Here is an 18,422-nt window from a genome sequence, read left to right on the forward strand (position 1 = left end):
AACCCCCAATACATATTATCAGGAGGAAACCATTCATGCATCAATCCGAACATATTCTAGAAGCTAGAGATTACATATTAAACCGAATTAACACCAAGCCAGCTGTGGGCATGATCCTCGGTTCCGGGCTGGGAGCACTCGCGGACGAGATCGAGAATGCTACAGTTATTCCATATACGGATATTCCGTATTTTGCACAATCTGAAGCTATTGGTCACGCTAACGAGCTGGTCATTGGCGAACTAATGGGCAAAACGGTCGTAGCCATGAAAGGGCGTCTTCATTATTATGAAGGGTTCACGCTGGATGAAGTAACGTTTCCGGTTCGCATCATGAAGGCGCTGGGTGTCGAGCAATTGATCATCACGAATGCCTGCGGAGCGATCAACACAAGCTTCCAGCCGGGACAGCTGATGCTCATTACGGATCATATTAACCTGGTAGGCAACAATCCATTGATGGGACCTAATAATGCTGAACTGGGGGTACGTTTCCCTGACGTGTCTCAGGTATACAACCGCGAGTTGCGCAGTATTGCCCTTAAGGTTGCTGAAGAGCAGAATGTCAGCTTGCAGCAAGGGGTGTATGCGTGGTGGAGTGGCCCTGCGTATGAAACTCCAGCCGAGATTCGCATGATTCGGACGATGGGCGCGGATGCTGTAGGTATGTCTACGGTTCCTGAAGCGATCGTAGCCATCCATGGCGGCATGAAGGTGCTGGGCATTTCCTGCCTGACCAACATGGCCTGCGGCATTCTGGATCAGCCGCTCAGTCATGATGAAGTCATCGAAGTGGCTGCACAAGTGAAAACAACCTTTATCGGGCTGGTCAAAGGCATCCTGCAAGAGCTGTAATGGACTGAGCGGCTTCTTTTTTTCACAGAAACGATGGAACAAGCATTGTCCATGACGGATGATATCCGGTGGACAGTGCTCTTTTTTTGATCAGAAACATGAGCATAAATATTCCTAAACAGGCAGAAGCAACCTATAATAAGAGAGCTTCAGGTGGTCGGACCGAATGGTTTCAACTTGAGCTCTGGGGCATGACCGAGATTGAGAAACGACAGACATGGGGAATCATTCCTAATATTCAGCGTATTTAATACGGAGGTTGTATAATGAACCAACTAACGATGCATCAAGCTGTGCAGGAAGATCGGGAGCGGCTTGCCGATTTGCGTGCCCTGGTTCTGTATGATGATCTGACCAGATTAGGAAGGTATGATGAGGTGAAGGTTCGGGAACGTTTCCGGAATTCATTCGATCCGATCTATACATGGATTATTAAGCTGGAGGGTTCATCCGTAGGTTGTGTCTCGCTGAAGCCTACGGCTGAGGGTGCTCTGTTGGAGCACTTTTATATTCATCCGGATGCGCAGGGCAGGAAGCTCGGGACCGAAGTATTGCAAAAGCTACTGGAAAAGGACGAAGCCAAGGGCAAACGTGTCATGTTGAATGTGTTGCAGGGAAGCCGGGCGAAGCGGTTATATGAACGTTTTGGGTTTGTAGTAGATCGTGAAGATGAGGTAGATGTGTTCATGTCCGTCCAGCTAACAGAAGGTTGATCGTTAAATAGCAAAATGATAGACCCATTCATTTAATTCTTGAATGGGTCTATTGAACATTTCTATTATACTTTCCTGCATCCCTATCCTAATATGAATAATAACCTACTTTTTTTATAGGAATTATACACTATGGAGAATACCGATATGCCGGATTGGAAGCGTAATCTGTATATTCTGTGGTTGGGGCTTTTCTTCAATCATATGGCGTACACCTTGTCCGTGCCGTTCTTTCCTCTGTTTCTGCAAAATGATCTCGGAATCGAGAGCGGGCTGGAGGCCTGGTCCGGTGTCTCCATCTCGATCAGCTTTCTGATCAGCGGACTATGTGCTCCCTTCTGGGGATCACTGGCTGACAAATACGGCAGCAAGCTGATGCTGATCCGGTCAGGTGTTGGGCTGGCGATTGCTCATTCTGCCAACTATTTTGTCCAGGACCCTTACACCTTCATTGCTGTTCGGGTCTTTCAGGGACTCATGGCTGGATTCAATCCGGCCTCCATCACATTGGTTGGCACGAATACGCCGGAGAAGCATGTCGGCTACGCGCTGGGTGTCATCTCCACATCCATTGCTGCAGGCGGAATCCTTGGACCTCTTGCTGGAGGCGTGCTCAGTCAATGGATTGGGCTGCGGGGATGTTTCATTGCATCTGGGGTGATCACGCTGTTCTCAGCTCTGCTGGTTCTTGGCGTAAAAGAGTCGCGCAGATCCCAAAAAGTGGCTTCCACCAGCATCTTGGGTGATCTGAAGAGAGCGGCTTCCACTCCCGGTTTAATGCGAATCTATGGTCTCATCTTACTCGTTTCCACGTCCGTGCTCATTATCGAACCTGTGCTGACGCTGTATGTCGTTCAGATCGGCGGAGAGGTAAGCCATGCGACACTCAGTGCAGGCATCGTATTCTCAGCTATCGGTGTAGCCACGGTCATTATGGGACCAAGATGGGGAAAGATTGGTGGCCGGATCGGGTATGAGAAAACCTTGTTTATCGGACTGATCGGCGGAGGAGTTGGCAGTCTTCTTCAGCTAACCGCGTATAACCTCGTGTATTTTGGGAGTTTGCGATTTATCTATGGGTTGTTTTTTGCTGCGGTATACCCGGCTCTCAACGCATTAATTATCAAATATGCGGATCACGAGTTCCGGGGCAGGGCAGTTAGTCTCAGCCAGACGGCAAGTCAATTCGGTATTGTGCTTGGCCCTTTCATCGGCGGCTTTCTTGGTGGATGGACCGGCATTCCTTTTATTTTTCTGCTCACAGGGATCGCACTTCTCGGGGCTGCCTGGGTGGTAAAGGCAAGCGATAGGAAGCAAATGAACAAGAGAGATCGGATTGTCCACGAAAACATAGGGAGGACTTGAATATGACGAAACAACGACTGAAATTGGGGGCCAATCTGAACGGAGTTGGGAATAGTATTTCCTTCTGGCGGCATCCTGACATTCCGATTAATGCCAGTGTTAGCCTTGATTTTTACAAAAAACAGGCGCGTAAAGCGGAGGAAGGTAAGTTCGATCTCCTATTCATTGCTGATGGTCTCTTTATCAATGAGAAATCCAATCCTCATTTTCTGAATCGCTTCGAGCCATTGACCCTGTTGTCTGCGCTGGCGGGAGCTACTTCAAATATCGGACTGGTCGCGACATTATCGACTTCTTATAGCGAACCGTTTACGGTGGCGAGGCAATTTGCTTCATTGGATCAGATCAGCGGAGGACGGTCAGGCTGGAACGTAGTCACTTCCCCACTGGAAGGGTCGGCGCTTAACTTCGGCAAAGGAGAGCATCCGAACCACGCGCTTCGCTACGAAATTGCCGAAGAACATCTGAATGTGGTCAAAGGATTATGGGACTCTTGGGAGGATGATGCCTTTGTCGGGGACAAAGAGAACGGTGTCTTCTTCGACCCCTCCAAGCTGCATACGCTGAATCACAAAGGTAAGCATTTCTCCGTACAGGGACCACTCAATGTGGCGCGTTCGAAGCAGGGATATCCGGTCATTTTCCAGGCAGGTTCGTCGGAATCCGGCAAGGACTTGGCAGCGAGATCAGCAGATGCTGTATACACGGGGCATGAGACCTTCGAGGAAGCAAGGGAGTTTTATCGGGATGTTAAGGCAAGAGCAGTGGCGTATGGACGTCAGGCAGAAGACATTCTGATCTTCCCGGGCATCGGTCCTATTGTGGGCAGAACAGCGGAAGAGGCAGAGCAAAAGTATCAGGAAATCGCTGGCCTCGTCAGCATTGACCATGCGCTGAATTATTTGGGGCGCTATTTTGATCATTATGACTTCTCCCAGTTTCCACTTGACGAACCTTTCCCTGATATTGGTGATCTGGGCAGCAACAGCTTCCGCAGTACAACGGACAAAATCAAGCAGCAGGCACGGGAAGAGGGACTGACCCTCCGTCAAGTTGCGCTAAGAGCGTCCACGCCGCGAACGTCGTTCATTGGGACACCGGATCAGATCGCTGATCAGATCCAGGAGTGGTTTGAAGGCGAAGCCGCAGACGGATTCAATATCCGTACGGTTGTGCCGAATGGACTGGCAGATTTTGTGGAGCTGGTTGTTCCGGTTCTGCAAGAACGAGGGCTGTTCCGGACCGAATATGAACATGAGACGCTTCGGGAGAACCTGGGGCTTGAAATTCCGCGCAATCGGTACACGCTGGAACGTGTGAACTAAATGGTGTAATATGACGATGGATATTCATGTTTGGCAAACTTGATCTAGGTTCCCTTAATAAGGGGATGAAAAGGAGCGGTAATGACGTATCTTCAACGTTATTACCGCTTTTTTATACAAACTGCATGGTTCAGAATGCTTTGAAGGCAATCCAGACGGATCCAATCATGACAACAATGCCGCCAATCCTGGTCATCAAGTAGTAAAAGTCGCTAGGTTCGGGGTCACGTGCGTCCGTTGGGGTATAACACGCTATACGTAATATTAGGCTTGGGATTAATTTCTGTAATGATATATTTCTGATCATCGATGAATACACTGCGCTTCTGCTGCTCCACTTGCACCTGCAGGGAATTAGCTGTTCTACTCCGGTATATCATCTGGTTATCTTCTTTGCGATCGAATGAATACTTGTTAATGTCTGCATAGAATATGTGTTCCGTGAAGTAAGGTTTGGATAGAAAGCCGACAATCACAGACACAACCACAACGCATGAAAAGAAAATAAGGGTGGGAGACTGGACTTTTCTAAGCCAAGTTATCATATGAACGCCTTCTTTCCACTTTGCTGTCTATTACGTAAATCCCAGGAACGAGTTGCAGTGGTTATCTGCAAAAAAAGAAATGGGACATACTGGTTTCTTTTTTCGGCGTGGCTGTTATTATGAATTTATACCCTGAATTTATACCCTGAATTTAGCTTGAGAGGGAGCAGCAGTTGTTGCATATTAGACGAGTCACAGGAGGAGATTGGGATGATTAGAGGATTAACGAAGGCGGGTTTGGGGAAGATCGGGTCTGATGAACAATATATTACGAATGCAGCCAAATATGGCTTCCAATCCGTAGATTTGAATCCGCTCTCATTGGTTCAACAATACGGGAAGGAACAAGCTGCCCACCTATTGGAAAGCAACCAGATGATCATCGGTTCATCGGACTTTACGGTGGACTGGAGAGGATCGGAAGAGCAGTTTCGTGAAGGACTCAAATCTCTGGTTGAAATGGCTGAAGCCTCTGCTTCGCTGAATTGTTTCAATTGCTGCACCTATGTTCTTCCCTCGACTGATCTGCCTGCTGCTTCATTCATGGCGGCGGCTACCAGACGATTGAGACTCTGCGCAGATATCCTGGGCGCTTATGGCATACGGCTCGGCTTGGAGTTTGTAGGCTGCCATCATTTGCGGACCCAGTGGAAGAATCCGTTTATTTGGAGTGTGGAGGATACGCTGGACTGGATCGAAACCATCCACGCTCCCAATGTAGGCTTGCTGGTGGATTCCTATCACTGGCATACTCTTGGTTTGCGTATGGAAGAGGTGCTGCAATTGAAAAAGGAACAGATTGTTCACGTTCATATCAATGATGCCTCTGATCTGCCGATTGAAGATTTACTTGATAATGAGCGCCTGTATCCAGGCGAGGGAGTCATTGATCTGACGGGTTTCCTGAAAAATCTGGAGGCTATCGGTTACACGGGCGTTGTAGCTCAGGAAGTTCTGGCACCTGCATCAAACCTTGATTCAAGCGAGCTGTTTGCCAAGTCAAAGGCAGGCTTTGATCAGGTGTTTGCAACGCTATAAACAGATTTGAATAATGAAGAGTAGGAAGTATTGCAAGAAACTGGCGGATTCACAAGTATTGCATCCATGGATTCGCCAGTCCATTTTTATTTTAGCACTCAGTCCATGATGAAATTAGTAACTAGAGCAATTAATATGAATACCCACAATAAAAGGAGTACATAAAATGAAGTTTTTGTTTGAATTGATGTTATCTATGCTAATGCTTACCAATGGTTCGAGTGGCGAACCTCTTACCAGAGAGGATGTCCAGAGCTATCTCAAAACTCACCATTTGCAATATGCTGATGCAAAAATTGTGAGTGACCGCTCTGCACTGTTGGTTGATGTAAAAGGAGAATATGCCAAAGCATCGGTACTCACCAAATCAGCGGATAATAAGCTTGTAATGCAACCTAACGAGTATGTATGGGAAGAAGACGAAGAGGGCATATCCGTAGAAACGGTAGGTCGATATTTATGTATTGTGATCCACGATAAAGCACGTAGTCATGATATGGATTTCGTTAACATTGTCTATGTTGATGATAATGGGGATGAGCGTAAGGATCGCTACTATTTTAAGGGGAAACAATCCCTTATTATTCCAATGCCGACCCGAAAAGAATCCATCGTGGTTGCTATTTACGGGAACGATGGCTTTATCCACGATATGGTTAAACGTTTCCCTGAGATTATGTTACAGCAAAATCATCTATAGTGAATTCCAAGAAAATGGATAGGAAAGTAGATGGGTAGCGAAAAGGGACGGGACTGCCTCGCCCCTTTCCTCTAGCAGTGAAACATTTTTAATCCAGCAAGCCACGTTCTTTTAATAATTGATGCGTCACCTTCCACAGCTTTTTCTGCATTCCGGCATCTCCGCCTGGTGCTACAGGAGTTATTGCCGCTCCACTGCCTACATTAAAATAACCTCCCGAAACCTCTCCAAACTCGGGTTCCACAGCCAGACGAGTCATAATGTCCGCGCCCCGGCGTGGATCACCGATGTGCAGAAACGTTAAGATGCGTTCCAGCACACTTGCGAACCACAGCTCCCGTCCAAGACCTGTAACATTGAAACCCGGATTCAAGGCATTCACGCAAACCCCGGTTCCATCCCATTGTCTGGCTAGTTCACCGGTAAACATAATATTGAGCAGTTTGGTTTTGCCATAGATCGGAGAGGAACCACGTGCAGTAAAGGGAGAGGTATCCATCAAGTCACCCGGCAGCACCAGTTGGCCATGATTTCGCGATGCTTCAGATGCAACGTTTACGACGCGAGCATGGCCGGACTGAATCAGGGAATTACGCAACGTATGCGTTAGCAGCCATGGTGCCAAATAGTTCACGGCAATCATCTCGGCAAATCCTTCGGAAGTCACTCGCTGTTCAAACGCATGGAGTCCGGCATTATTCAAGAGTACATCGATACGCGGATAAGCATCTGCAATTTCAAGCCCCACACGTTTTACATCACTCAGCAAGGACAAGTCTCCGTAGAAAAAGCGGATCTTGGCAGAGGGCACGATTGCCCTGATTTTGTTTCTGGTGGCCTCGGCGCGCTCTTCGCTTCGGGCTGTGAGTACAAGCTGCGCTCCACGTTTGGCAAGTTCCATGGCAGCAAGCTGCCCCAATCCGCTTGTTGCTCCGGTGATTACGATAATAGGCTGTGTTGTTTTCATGGTTAAGTCTCCTTTTGACACGAACAGAGTCGGCAGATATAATTGACATAAATCAACTATATATTTTAATTGATATTTGTCAACTATGTATTCTGAAGTCTGCTTTGAAACACCAAGGAGAGGGGAAAACAAAAATGAGTGAACATGTAACCAAAACAAAAGATAGAGAAACCCTGGAACTGGCGCTTGGTGAGCAGATCCATGCCTTGATTAGTGCTTCGCATGCGCTCAATGTCCGGTCTGCCGAGCGTTTTGATGCGACGCTGCAGCCTGCGGCTTTTCACCTCGTACGGTGGTTGTACTCTTATGGTCCAACAAGTGCCGCAGCTTTGGCAGAAGCGACTGCCATGGACCGCAGCTCGGTAAGCCGTCTGATTAAGCAGCTCGAAAAGTCGGGATATGTGATGAAGGAGCAGGACCCCGATGATCGGCGCGGCGTTTTATTGTCCCTGACGGAGCTTGGTCAACAGTCGACGGGGAGTGCGCTGAAGGAAAAGGAGTCAGCCTTTTATGACCGTATATCCAAATGGGATGATGAAGAGCTGGAACGTTTCACCGCCAGGCTTCGGCAGTTTAACGGCTTGGAGGGGTAGTATGGGGTTATGTAGCGCAAGTTGTGTTGACATAAACACAGCCATTGGTAAAAAAAGGTGATATCCACATTTGTACTGGACACCACCTTTTGATCTTTTGAGGGTAAAAAAGAATCTTACTTGTCGGCAAGGTACCCTAAACCGTATTTGAATAAAGAACTAGAAGGCACAGGAAGCATGAACGTAACCTCGGGTAAACTGCCGTCGGATTGCCTCGCTGCCGATAATTGAGTCGTATCCAGACTTACAAAATCTTCTGGGGTGAGTTGAAGACCACCATCGATGGTCCAAGAATTATTTGTAACATTTTCAGTGGGGTTGTTATCATTTTTGATGGTTGTCCCCATATAGGCAATGTTATTATGTAACACTTCTCTGTAACCAGGAATGTTGGTGATATCCGTTGGGCTAACGCGCTCCAGCATATCATAGTTGGCCCGGCGGTTATTGTATGCGGTGTTATTGGTCCAGTTAGCGGATTGTCCTGGCTGATGATTCGCATAAAAGCCATTCGCTCCGTTATTCACGGCAAGTGAATATTTGACGGTATGTACAGGCAATGGATCTGGAATTCCGGTGGTCCGGTAGGCGTAGCCTCCGACTTTGAACCCATTTTGGTCACCTACGCCATTCTGGTTGCCCCTGTTGTTGAACGACCAACAATGATCGTACACCACAGGTCCCTTAGAACTGATGCTGTCGAATCCATCGTCACTGTTATTCCAGGCGCGAGAATTGATGAACGATACAGCTCCGCCATGAGCTCCAAATCCATCTGTATTCCCGGCAGAGACATCCGTTGGGCCAATATTGTCATAGGCATCAGAGTTAAGAACGGTTCCCGTCCCATTACCCGTATAATAAAAACCAATGGCTTCATTGCCGTAAGCGGCCATATTCACGAAGTCGGCTTGCCCTCTGATTCTGAAAGCCTCCGATTGAGGCTGCTCACCTACTTTAACACCAGTGACATCAAATCCACGGAAAGTGACTCCTGTTACACGATCTTCAACAAAGAATGCAGCCACACGTAAATTGGTTGGGACATGACTGAAGTCAAATACAGGCCTTTCACCCGGATATGCCTCATAGGTAATTCCATTTTTGTTGAAGGCATGAACATAATTATAATTGCTATCCGTTTTGGCGATTTCAAAATCATCGTAAACTCCGCCGCGGATATAAACTGTATCGCCGGACGAAGCGAGGGACTGAGCTTGCATCAAGCTCTTCAATGGTTCATTTATCGTTCCCGCATTGGTGTCACTGCCGTTCGGAGAGACGTAATAACTCGTCGTCGCACTTGTTGTTGCAATGGTTCCGTCTTTCCCTGAATCCAGTGTATCTCCAGTTGCCATAACAGAACTTGTCATAAACAAGGCTGTAAGCATGGAATAAATGATGAATAAACTTCCAAGTTTTCTCACAATGCTTTTCTCCTTTTTTGGGTCAATCAATAGTTTGGTGACGTCTTAGCAACCATGGCGCAAGATTTTTATCGGTCCTTCGTATAGAGATATTTATAAAACCATCATGAAATAATTCTTTTGTAGTACGTTTTAGGTATAAAGTAACGCAGGTATAAAATGATCTCAACGTGGGTGTGGTCATCCTTTGCCAGAGTTGGCTTGGTCGTCCAAAACCCAAGGAATTAATCTCGAATGCGGCTTCTCTAAAAGTATAGTTGGGGCAATGATAAGTTTATGTGCTCACATTCATATTCCTATGATCGGTTGGGTGTGCGTTTCACATTCCATTAACAATCTTTTTACGTAATCGGACATGTAAAATTCAAGTCAAATGAAGCGCCGACCCCAGTACCCACGGCAATTAGAGTGCATGAGTACCTCGGAATTCATCGTTTAGCTTGCGGTATTTCAATTCCTATAAGCATGATGATTTTTACATACTTCTTTAGCTTGATCCCCTATATCATTCAATCCTCACAGATCTCTTCCTGTCATCCACAACAGTGGTGAAACTTTCCTGAATGGTGAACAAATTTCGAATTTTCCAAAGGGATGTTGTGACCCGGATTACATCAACCCTGATGTATGAAATGAGAGATACGTAGAGAATACAGCACATGCATACAGTAAAAAGAAAGCTTTAATGATACGTAAACGAACGCAGCTCTATGTAAAATTTTTAATAGGCGCTTTCAACGCGTTGACCCTGTTCTCAAAGTCTCATATATTTACTCCCGGCACAACTACACAGAACGGGTGGAGGGATCAGGTTGTTCAACAAAAAAGGAAAGAAAATGCTTGCGATGCTTACGCTGATACCGCTGGCAGCGGGAATGGTCATGGGAGCTTTTCCTGCGGCAGTTACCCATGCAGCTGCGGGAGATAACACGCCAATCAACAATACGGCAGCAGGTTCATGGCAAACGGGAGATTTGCACGTACATACATTCGAATCGGACGATGCGCAGAATTCGCTGGAGAACGTCCTGGATGCGGGTTTGACACAATATGGGCTGGACTGGATCGCGCTAACGGATCATTTGCGATTATCCAAGCGGGACCATAACGGAAACGAAATTCCGGGTGGGTCCATTCCAATGTCCTTGGGGATGAATGAATATCAAGTACCACAGATCAAGGCACTACAGGAGCAAGGCAAATATGCAGGCAAAACGATCTTCTCCGGCTTCGAATGGGACATGCCGACACATGAACATGTCGGGGTGGGTATTCTCACAGATGAACCGAATTCGACCGAAGCTCTGGAAGCTGCAAAAGAATTCGAATATCGGTTTACGAACCGTGATCCAAAACTGTTCGATCCAGCAGACGTAGCGGCTTGGGATCTGGCCGGTGGACGCGCCTACACGACGCACCAGGATGCGCTAACCGCAATAGAATGGCTGAAAACCAACTATCCAACAACGAGCTATGCGATGATCAACCATCCTTCGCGTGGCAAAAATAAATATACGATTGCGGACTTCCGCGATTTCAACGATCTGGCCCCACAAGTGGTATTCGGTATCGAAGGCATGCTGGGTAACCAGATGGAACCGGATCGCGGCGGGTATAACACAACCTACAATGTGTCTAATCCGACGGCAGACGATGGATACAAATACCGTACATATGGCGGTGTAGACTACATGGTTGCCAAAGTGGGCGGACTGTGGGACGCACTGCTGGGAGAAGGGCGCCACTTCTGGAACTATGGTAACTCGGATTACCATTTCAAAACGATTGGCACGAATTCCAGTGGTTACTTCCCTGGCGAATATGCCAAGACCTACTCATGGGTTGAGGGCAGTGGAATGCAGGCCGTGCTGGATGGCCTTCGTTCAGGTAAATCCTTTTCCGTATTCGGCGATCTGATTAACACACTGGATTTCACCGCTTCCGGAGCAGGCGCTCAGGCTGAAATGGGTGAGGACCTGAACGTGACCCAAGGCGACGAAGTGGAGCTGAAGATCCGATTCAAGAGCCCAACGACCAGTAATAATTATGAAACACCAATCAACAGCGGCACATCTGCTGGCCAGGTGCCTGTGGTCGATCACGTCGACCTGATTGCAGGAGATGTGACAGGCAAGGCCGAGAAGGGCACAGCCGCATACAACAAGGATACCAACGATTCTACCCGCGTGCTGGCTACCTTCACATCGAACAACTGGACGACAGATGCCGAAGGCTACAATGTCATCACGTATAAGATCAAAGTGACAGATCAAGATCAGTATTTCCGCTTGCGCGGCACAAATCTGGAGATGAACGTTCCAGGGGAGACCGTGAATGGCGAACCGCAGCTGGATCCGAAGAACACAACTTCTGATGCAGAAACGCGTTTTAACCAAATCAATGACAGCAACTATCGGGATCTGTGGTTCTACTCCAATCCGATCTTCGTGAACGCGACACCTTACAGTGATGTACAGGCGGTAAACGACACACTCCAGGCGATTGATCTGGGAGACCTGAACGCGGTCACTTCCGACCTTACGCTTCCTGTTGAAGGGAAACATGGAGCGTCGATCACTTGGTCCAGTTCCAATCCGGCACTGATCGATCATCAAGGCAAGCTGCTGACACAGCCGGATAACAATGAGCGCCTGGAACTGACGGCAACGGTACAACGCGGCAGCGAAACTCAAACGAAAGTTTTCACTGTCATCGTAGAGGGCACCAATAATCAGGTTCTGATGTTGAAAAGCAATATGACCACCACGGACGGCCAGCCGTATCATACGGATACATGGACGAATCAGTCCGTAAACGTAAGTGTAACCAGCGCAGTATATGCACCGGCCGCTTCGGCGACCATTGAGCTGTCCCGTGATGGAGGTCAAACGTATGATCCTTATACAGAGAATACGCCTCTGGAGATTGCCGAGCCTGGAGAACATAGTCTGTTATTCCGAGCTACAGACGATCTGAACGGTGAGTATACTTTACCAGTGGTTATCAAAATAGACCGTGAAATTCCGGTCATTACGCTGCAAGGCAGCAGCCAGATGACACTGAATGTGGGAGAACCCTACAACGAGCCTGGGGCACAGGCATCTGACAATGTGGGCATTAGCGGTTCCGTGCAGATCGATGGCACAGTGAACACACAAGCGGCGGGTATCTACACCCTTCGTTACAACGTAAAAGATATTGCTGGCAATGCAGCAGAGGAAGTCACTCGTACCATTAGAGTACAAGCCAGTTCGAGTAATGGCGGTGGTGGATCAGGTGGCGGCAATGGAGGCAGTTCCGGAGGAAGTACGCCAAGTGTACCGACAACGCCTACCGTTCCTACAACACCAACCACTCCGGACACTGGATCGGATTCTTCGACTGAAGTGAAGGTGGAGGTGGAAGCGAATCAGCCTGTTCAAACGGGGATTAAAAACGTGGTAGAATTCAACGCTCCGGCTGGAGCTATTGGGGAAAAAGACACTTTGCAGCTGTCTGTGGTCGCTCAGGACAAACTGCAACATGCAGCTTCGCTGAAAATACTAGGACAAGCGGTACAGATTAGCCGCACAGGCGGACGGACATTGAACCATCAGGCTGAGTTGAGCCTGAATTATGATCCGGCAGATCTGACAGACGGAAGCAAGCCAGCAATCTACTATTATAACGAAGCTCGTCAGAGCTGGGTATTTGTCGGCGGGGAAACGAACGTTGCTGGAATTATAACAGCGAATGTGAATCACCTGGGTACCTTCGTTGTATCCAGTTACACACCTGTGAACCTGACGGATCTAAATGGACACTGGGCATCTGATTATGCGGATCGTCTGATGGGCATGAACGTGATCCAGGGATATGCCGATGGTACATTCCAACCATTCAAAGAAATCACAAGAGCAGAGTTTGTCACATTGCTTAGCAAAGCATTGGCTCTCCAAACGGTAGCGTCCACGACTTCATTTGCGGATGAGGAAGCTGTACCTGCATGGGCGAAGTCCGAGATTGCAGCCGCCGTGCAGGCCGGAATTGTGACAGGCTACGGAGATAATACATTTAAGCCGGATCGTACCATTACCCGTGCCGAGATGGCCGTCATGATGACAAAAGCACTGAAGTTGAGTGATGTGCAGGCAGGAACGAATGGCGAGACTGCCAAACCAAGCTTCACCGATGCAGCACAAACGCCGGCTTGGGCACAGGAAGCCATGGATGCAGCTGTACAAGCCAATATTATTAATGGATATACGGACAATACGGTTCGCGCGGAGAATATGACGACCCGTGCGGAAGCGACAGCCATGATTTACAAATTGCTGCTTGCGATGTACGTGTAAAGAATAAAGGAATGTATTGCTCAAAAAAAAGAGGGGGGCCACGAGGTCGAGGTGGCACTCCTCTCTTTTTAGTTATTTGAATCTTTTTATAGCACCAATATGGGAATAAATAAGGCCGGAAGCAAATTCAATACTTTGATCTCCGTAATCTTCAGGATGTTCAATCCGGTGCAGAGCGCCAGAATGCCGCCAATCAGCGTGATTTCGTTAATGATGTTGGCTGTCATGTATACGGATATGAAATCAGCCGAGAAGAAGACCAGAGCTTCGATGACAAATAAAATAATTGCTGAAAGCATGATGCCAAAGCCGAAGGAGGAAGCCAGAATTAAGGCCGTAATGCCCGAGAAAATGGTGTTGATCTGCAAAAACGTGTTATCTCCCTGCAGTGCACTCTGCAGCGGTCCGAGAATCGGTATCGACCCCAAGCATAATAAGGAGATCGCAACCGTTAATCCTTCATTCAGTCCATTGGATGAGAATTGGGTCATGATCCTGGACAAGATCTGATCGAAATTAATCAGTTGACCGATAATGCCGCCTACCGTAAAAAAGATAACAAACATGACCTGATACTGGCTCGTGGAGATGCTGTTGATAGTTGTGCTAATACCGATGATGATTGCACTGATCCCGATGACTTGATACAGGATGGCCTTATATCCGTCATTTACAAACTTTTTGGACATCGCTCCAAGGGTACTTCCGAATATAATGGAAAAGCAATTGACTAATATTCCTAACATGATTTCACTCCCGAATTCACCAAACCGAGTTTAGAACATCGTCTACTTGCTGTATTCTCGTCACAGATGGTGTTTGAATTAGATTTCCTTTGACCATGACCATGCGTACGTCGGATAGTGCTTCAATGTTCTCCAGCGGGCTCTGGTCCAGCACGATCAGATCTGCCTGTTTTCCGATATCGACCGTACCTGTAACGTCTTCAATGCCCAGGATCTTCGCGTTGGTTCGGGTCACCATATCGATCAGCTGCTTGTTGTTAAGGCTAGTCTGTTTGATGTAGTAGTCCATCTCTCTCCACATGTCATAATGAGTCACGTACGACATGGCGGCATCGGTGCCAAGACCGATGGTAATGCCGTTATCGATGGCTTGCTGGGCACCTTTTAACATGGATGTATACACGAGTCTGGCGTTTTCTTTCACGGTTGCGCTCACGTTCGTTACGCTGGTATCAAGTAGCGCAGATGGATAAGCAGCTAGAAAGGTAGGGATAAGCGCAGTATAGCCGTTCAGGGCATTTGGATTGTTTTTGAACAAGCTGATAATCTCGTCATCCATCTCCGAGCCGTGCTCAATGGTATCGACGCCGCCTTTTAATGCGACTCTCACACCCTCCGTGCTTTCCACGTGAGCTGCCACCCGCAATCCGATTTTGTGGGCTTCATCGCAGATCGCGGCAACTTCTTCCACCGTCATCTGCAAACGGCCTGCTTCGCCGACCATTTTGGCGTCCGTAACGCCGCCAGTTACGCAGATTTTGATGAGATTCACGCCGTTCTTCACATTGATGCGTACATTTTTGCGTGCTTCCCAAGGGGAGTCGCCGACCAGAGCCAGGAAAGGAGCACCATGTCCTCCCGTCACACTTAGGAAAAATCCAGAGACAAGCAAATTGGGGCCAACGAACTCACCGTTGTTAATCTCATCCCGCAATTTTACATCGGTATAGAAGAATTCACCGACACTGCGCATCGTGGTTACACCCGCGTGGAGTGCGGTCAGCGCATTACGTTTCATTCGCTTTTTCAGAACGTTCTTACCGAATTTGGTGTTCAGGATTCGATCATATGCGAATTTGAGCATGCCTTCGCTGACCGACAGGCTGAATGGCTTACCGTCCGCAAAGAGATGAACATGAGCGTTAATTAAGCCAGGCATCACGTATTTGCCCGAGAGATCGATAACTTCATAGTGGCTCGGGATGACCAGTTCACTTGATTTTCCAATTGCCTGAATCAGCCCGTGCTCATTGACCAGGACGATCATGTTTTTCTCCAAATTACGATTAAGATCTCCGTGAATCAGATAGCAGTTCTGTAATGCATAAGCTGTTTTTATCATTAAGTGTTCCTCCTTGGAATGAGTATCAAATTTAAAATTGAATTATCAATTCATTTTTGAGTCAAAAAAAAGGGGAGTTGGATTAGGCCTTTTTTTTGGCGTGCGGACCAAGTTTGTTTGGACCTGATCTGCACGCTGTGCCGGCTAGACATACAACCATTATTCGCTCAGACTCTTCATGCCGTATAACCGGTATACATATAATGCTTCAAAGATCTGCTTGCGGCTGTCCTCGCTCATGTCCCGTTTCAACAAATCCAGGTTCATGTCGATCACATTGTGTGCAAGGATATCGAGCAAGATTAGGTTTTCTTCCATTCCGATTTCATAATGTTTGTACTGCTTTTTCAGATAGGCTTTTTTGGTTTCGATCATGGTCTCGACGAGCTCGTTCTTGGCATTGGTGTAGATCGTTCCTTTGTTCTTTTCAAAAATGATGATGATTTGGTTCCGGTATTTGCGTAATACGTCGACCTGTTCCTGTAGCAGTGCCGATTTCCTTTCGCTATCCGTTTCCGCCTCGAACAAGTTCTGGTTATCGAAGTGAATGGTATCGACCAGCACTTTTTTTAGATAATCTACCAGATCGGGCGGCACGACTGCGTAGAACAGATCCTTTTTGTTTTTGAAATACGTATAGATATTGCCTACGGAAATATTGATTTCATTCGCAATGTCGCTCATTTTGGCATCCACAAAACCTTTTTCGTAGAACACCTTGAGCGCCGCGTATTCAATTTCTTTCCTGACTTCGTCTTTCTTGGCTTGCACCATTGAGAACGACTCCTTAATAATGAATGAGTGATTCGTTATTATGTTATTCCTATTTTGTGGGTTTGTCAACAAGGACGAGAAGACCTATAAGTTTGTTTCGGCGATCGGGTTGAAAAGTCATATGCGCCAAGGGATCTTTGGAATTTTATATCGAAAGAAAGTTTTTTCATCTTTTTTAACATAAATCCACGGTGGTAGTACCGGGGTACCTTTTGCCTTGTACAGGACTTGACCATCATCACTTGATGTATATTTCTCAAGACTATGACTATCTTCAAAACTCACTGTTCCTTGGTAAGATAATCTCTTGCCCTGAATTTCTACATCAGGTGCACTCGAAATAATCCTGTTTGCCGTGTTAAACCATCCGATTCTCCCCGAAGACCAAATGAATAATTCACTCAGCAATAATAAGCCCACCAAAATGATACAGATTATAAATCCTCGCTTTTTTCTCATAATCCATGATCTCCTTTGAGAACATACTATGGTGAAACATCCCAAGTATCAACAAGATTATTCCCGCTTTCAATTAAGCATTGACTTTCCTTGTGTGTCCCCCTAAACTTCTATTATTAAAACACTTTTAAAAACATTCAATGAATGGTGTTGAATCAACGAAAGGAGGCGTAAACCTCGAAATGCAGCCTACATCACACAACACCCAGCAGGTGAAGCGAATTAATGTGGAACTGGTGAAGAACACACTAAGATCAACGGGCGTTGGAACAAAGTCTTCCATTGCGAACCTGACGAAACTCAGTGTTGCTACCTGCGGCACGATCCTGAACGAGCTGCTCCAGACGGGAGAGATTATCGATCTGGGCCCGGATGAATCAAGCGGGGGGAGACCTGCGAGCAGATATCAATTCAATGCGGACTATGCCAGCGTGCTATGCGTGCTTATTCGAACAGAGGGCGGTGTTCACTCGATCACGTATCTTCAGGCAAATCTGAATGGCGAGATAAAGGATGAGCAGACGCTTGTTCTGGATGAGATTACCGTAACTACGGTCGAGGATCTGATAGCAGCCTTGATTGAAAAGTATAACAATGTGCAGGCGATTGGGATCGGTATCCCGGGGGTGGCGCATAACGGAATGATTGGCATTTGTGATGTGCCGGGTCTGGCAGGTCAGCCACTGGGACCGAAGCTCAAGGAGCGATTCGATGACGTCGAAGTCATCATTGATAACGACATGAATCTGACGGTGTACGGACTGTACAACGAGCAGCATTTTGAGGAAGAGAAGAACTTTGCGGTAGTCACTTTTCCGAAAAATCATTATCCCGGGGCAGGTTTCATCATTGATGGTCACCCTTTGAAAGGGAACACGCATTTTAGCGGCGAGGTATCTTACCTGCCTTTTGGGGTGACATCCGAAGAACAGCTTCGCCTGCTGCAAACTCCGGAGGGACTGCATCAGCTTGTGATCAAAACGCTGGTATCCATCATTGTCATTATTAACCCGGCAGCGATCGTCATCACAGGGGACACGATGGACTCTGCCATGCAAAATGATCTGATCCAAGGTTGCCTGCAAACCATACCACAGGAGCACATGCCGCAAGTCATGATTCAAAATGATACACGGCGTGAATATGTTACCGGCTTGGTTGCTGTCACGTTGGAGAGCTTAACCTACCGTATCCAGTTAATCGAGAAAAAGTGATAACGACAGAAGTAAAGCTAGTCAAT

17 protein-coding genes are annotated in these 18,422 nt (G+C 47.2%); 9 read left to right on the forward strand and 8 right to left on the reverse strand.

Translation table 11 applies throughout. The features are described 5' to 3' along the window. Window positions 1-35 precede the first annotated feature (35 nt). The 4 genes from ABGV42_RS22795 to ABGV42_RS22810 all read left to right on the forward strand — a co-directional run bounded on the left by ABGV42_RS22795 (window position 36) and on the right by ABGV42_RS22810 (window position 4,257). Entirely contained in the window at window positions 36-854 is an 819-nt protein-coding gene (locus tag ABGV42_RS22795) for a purine-nucleoside phosphorylase (RefSeq protein WP_347383807.1), read from the forward strand. 266 nt (window positions 855-1,120) lie between these two features. After that, window positions 1,121-1,567 carry a GNAT family N-acetyltransferase gene (locus ABGV42_RS22800; RefSeq protein ID WP_347383808.1) on the forward strand — a complete coding sequence of 149 codons (447 nt, stop codon included), beginning with the start codon at window positions 1,121-1,123 and terminating at the stop codon, window positions 1,565-1,567. Between the two features lie 132 nt (window positions 1,568-1,699). Continuing rightward, window positions 1,700-2,932 carry an MFS transporter gene (locus ABGV42_RS22805; RefSeq protein WP_347383809.1) on the forward strand — a complete coding sequence of 411 codons (1,233 nt, stop codon included), beginning with the start codon at window positions 1,700-1,702 and terminating at the stop codon, window positions 2,930-2,932. 2 nt (window positions 2,933-2,934) lie between these two features. Beyond that, window positions 2,935-4,257, forward strand: a complete 1,323-nt coding sequence (locus ABGV42_RS22810; protein ID WP_347383810.1) for an LLM class flavin-dependent oxidoreductase — start codon at window positions 2,935-2,937, stop codon at window positions 4,255-4,257. 130 nt (window positions 4,258-4,387) lie between these two features. Here the strand turns inward: ABGV42_RS22810 and ABGV42_RS31895 are convergent, their stop codons facing one another. Next, window positions 4,388-4,564: a DUF6199 family natural product biosynthesis protein gene (locus tag ABGV42_RS31895; RefSeq protein WP_431523670.1), complete on the reverse strand. Its 177-nt coding sequence runs from the start codon at window positions 4,562-4,564 to the stop codon at window positions 4,388-4,390. Continuing rightward, window positions 4,482-4,802: a hypothetical protein gene (locus ABGV42_RS22815; RefSeq protein ID WP_347383811.1), complete on the reverse strand. Its 321-nt coding sequence runs from the start codon at window positions 4,800-4,802 to the stop codon at window positions 4,482-4,484. The genes ABGV42_RS31895 and ABGV42_RS22815 overlap by 83 nt, the downstream gene beginning before the upstream one ends. Before the next feature lie 210 nt (window positions 4,803-5,012). Between ABGV42_RS22815 and ABGV42_RS22820 the strand changes: the two genes are divergently transcribed. Both ABGV42_RS22820 and ABGV42_RS22825 read left to right on the forward strand, forming a co-directional pair. Beyond that, window positions 5,013-5,840 (forward strand): sugar phosphate isomerase/epimerase family protein, encoded by an 828-nt coding sequence (locus tag ABGV42_RS22820; RefSeq protein WP_347383812.1) that lies wholly within the window; start codon window positions 5,013-5,015, stop codon window positions 5,838-5,840. Between the two features lie 166 nt (window positions 5,841-6,006). Continuing rightward, window positions 6,007-6,540 (forward strand): hypothetical protein, encoded by a 534-nt coding sequence (locus ABGV42_RS22825; protein WP_347383813.1) that lies wholly within the window; start codon window positions 6,007-6,009, stop codon window positions 6,538-6,540. 88 nt (window positions 6,541-6,628) lie between these two features. Here the strand turns inward: ABGV42_RS22825 and ABGV42_RS22830 are convergent, their stop codons facing one another. After that, window positions 6,629-7,507, reverse strand: a complete 879-nt coding sequence (locus ABGV42_RS22830) for an SDR family NAD(P)-dependent oxidoreductase (protein WP_347383814.1) — start codon at window positions 7,505-7,507, stop codon at window positions 6,629-6,631. Window positions 7,508-7,641: 134 nt separating this feature from the next. Between ABGV42_RS22830 and ABGV42_RS22835 the strand changes: the two genes are divergently transcribed. Continuing rightward, the gene (locus ABGV42_RS22835; protein WP_347383815.1) at window positions 7,642-8,100 is read left to right on the forward strand and encodes a MarR family winged helix-turn-helix transcriptional regulator; all 459 of its coding nucleotides are present in this window, start codon (window positions 7,642-7,644) and stop codon (window positions 8,098-8,100) included. 116 nt (window positions 8,101-8,216) lie between these two features. Here ABGV42_RS22835 and ABGV42_RS22840 read toward each other — a convergent pair whose 3' ends face one another. Next, a complete protein-coding gene (locus tag ABGV42_RS22840; RefSeq protein ID WP_347383816.1) occupies window positions 8,217-9,527 on the reverse strand; it encodes a right-handed parallel beta-helix repeat-containing protein in 1,311 nt (436 codons plus the stop codon). Between the two features lie 812 nt (window positions 9,528-10,339). On the opposite strand from ABGV42_RS22840, the gene ABGV42_RS22845 reads away from it, so the two are divergent. After that, window positions 10,340-13,861, forward strand: a complete 3,522-nt coding sequence (locus ABGV42_RS22845; protein ID WP_347383817.1) for an S-layer homology domain-containing protein — start codon at window positions 10,340-10,342, stop codon at window positions 13,859-13,861. Window positions 13,862-13,947: 86 nt separating this feature from the next. On the opposite strand, the gene ABGV42_RS22850 is transcribed toward ABGV42_RS22845, so the two are convergent. The 4 genes from ABGV42_RS22850 to ABGV42_RS22865 all read right to left on the reverse strand — a co-directional run bounded on the left by ABGV42_RS22850 (window position 13,948) and on the right by ABGV42_RS22865 (window position 17,182). Further along, window positions 13,948-14,607, reverse strand: a complete 660-nt coding sequence (locus ABGV42_RS22850) for a DUF554 family protein (RefSeq protein ID WP_347383818.1) — start codon at window positions 14,605-14,607, stop codon at window positions 13,948-13,950. A 16-nt stretch (window positions 14,608-14,623) separates the two neighbouring features. After that, window positions 14,624-15,949 (reverse strand): metal-dependent hydrolase family protein, encoded by a 1,326-nt coding sequence (locus ABGV42_RS22855; protein WP_347383819.1) that lies wholly within the window; start codon window positions 15,947-15,949, stop codon window positions 14,624-14,626. 159 nt (window positions 15,950-16,108) lie between these two features. Then, window positions 16,109-16,723: a TetR/AcrR family transcriptional regulator gene (locus tag ABGV42_RS22860; RefSeq protein WP_347383820.1), complete on the reverse strand. Its 615-nt coding sequence runs from the start codon at window positions 16,721-16,723 to the stop codon at window positions 16,109-16,111. Between the two features lie 117 nt (window positions 16,724-16,840). After that, complete coding sequence (locus ABGV42_RS22865; protein ID WP_347383821.1) at window positions 16,841-17,182, reverse strand: hypothetical protein; 342 nt, start codon at window positions 17,180-17,182, stop codon at window positions 16,841-16,843. A gap of 182 nt (window positions 17,183-17,364) precedes the next feature. Between ABGV42_RS22865 and ABGV42_RS22870 the strand changes: the two genes are divergently transcribed. Next, window positions 17,365-18,396 carry an ROK family protein gene (locus ABGV42_RS22870; protein WP_347383822.1) on the forward strand — a complete coding sequence of 344 codons (1,032 nt, stop codon included), beginning with the start codon at window positions 17,365-17,367 and terminating at the stop codon, window positions 18,394-18,396. Window positions 18,397-18,422 lie beyond the last annotated feature (26 nt).

The sequence above is a fragment of the Paenibacillus pabuli genome (assembly GCF_039831995.1).
Classification (GTDB): domain Bacteria; phylum Bacillota; class Bacilli; order Paenibacillales; family Paenibacillaceae; genus Paenibacillus; species Paenibacillus pabuli_C.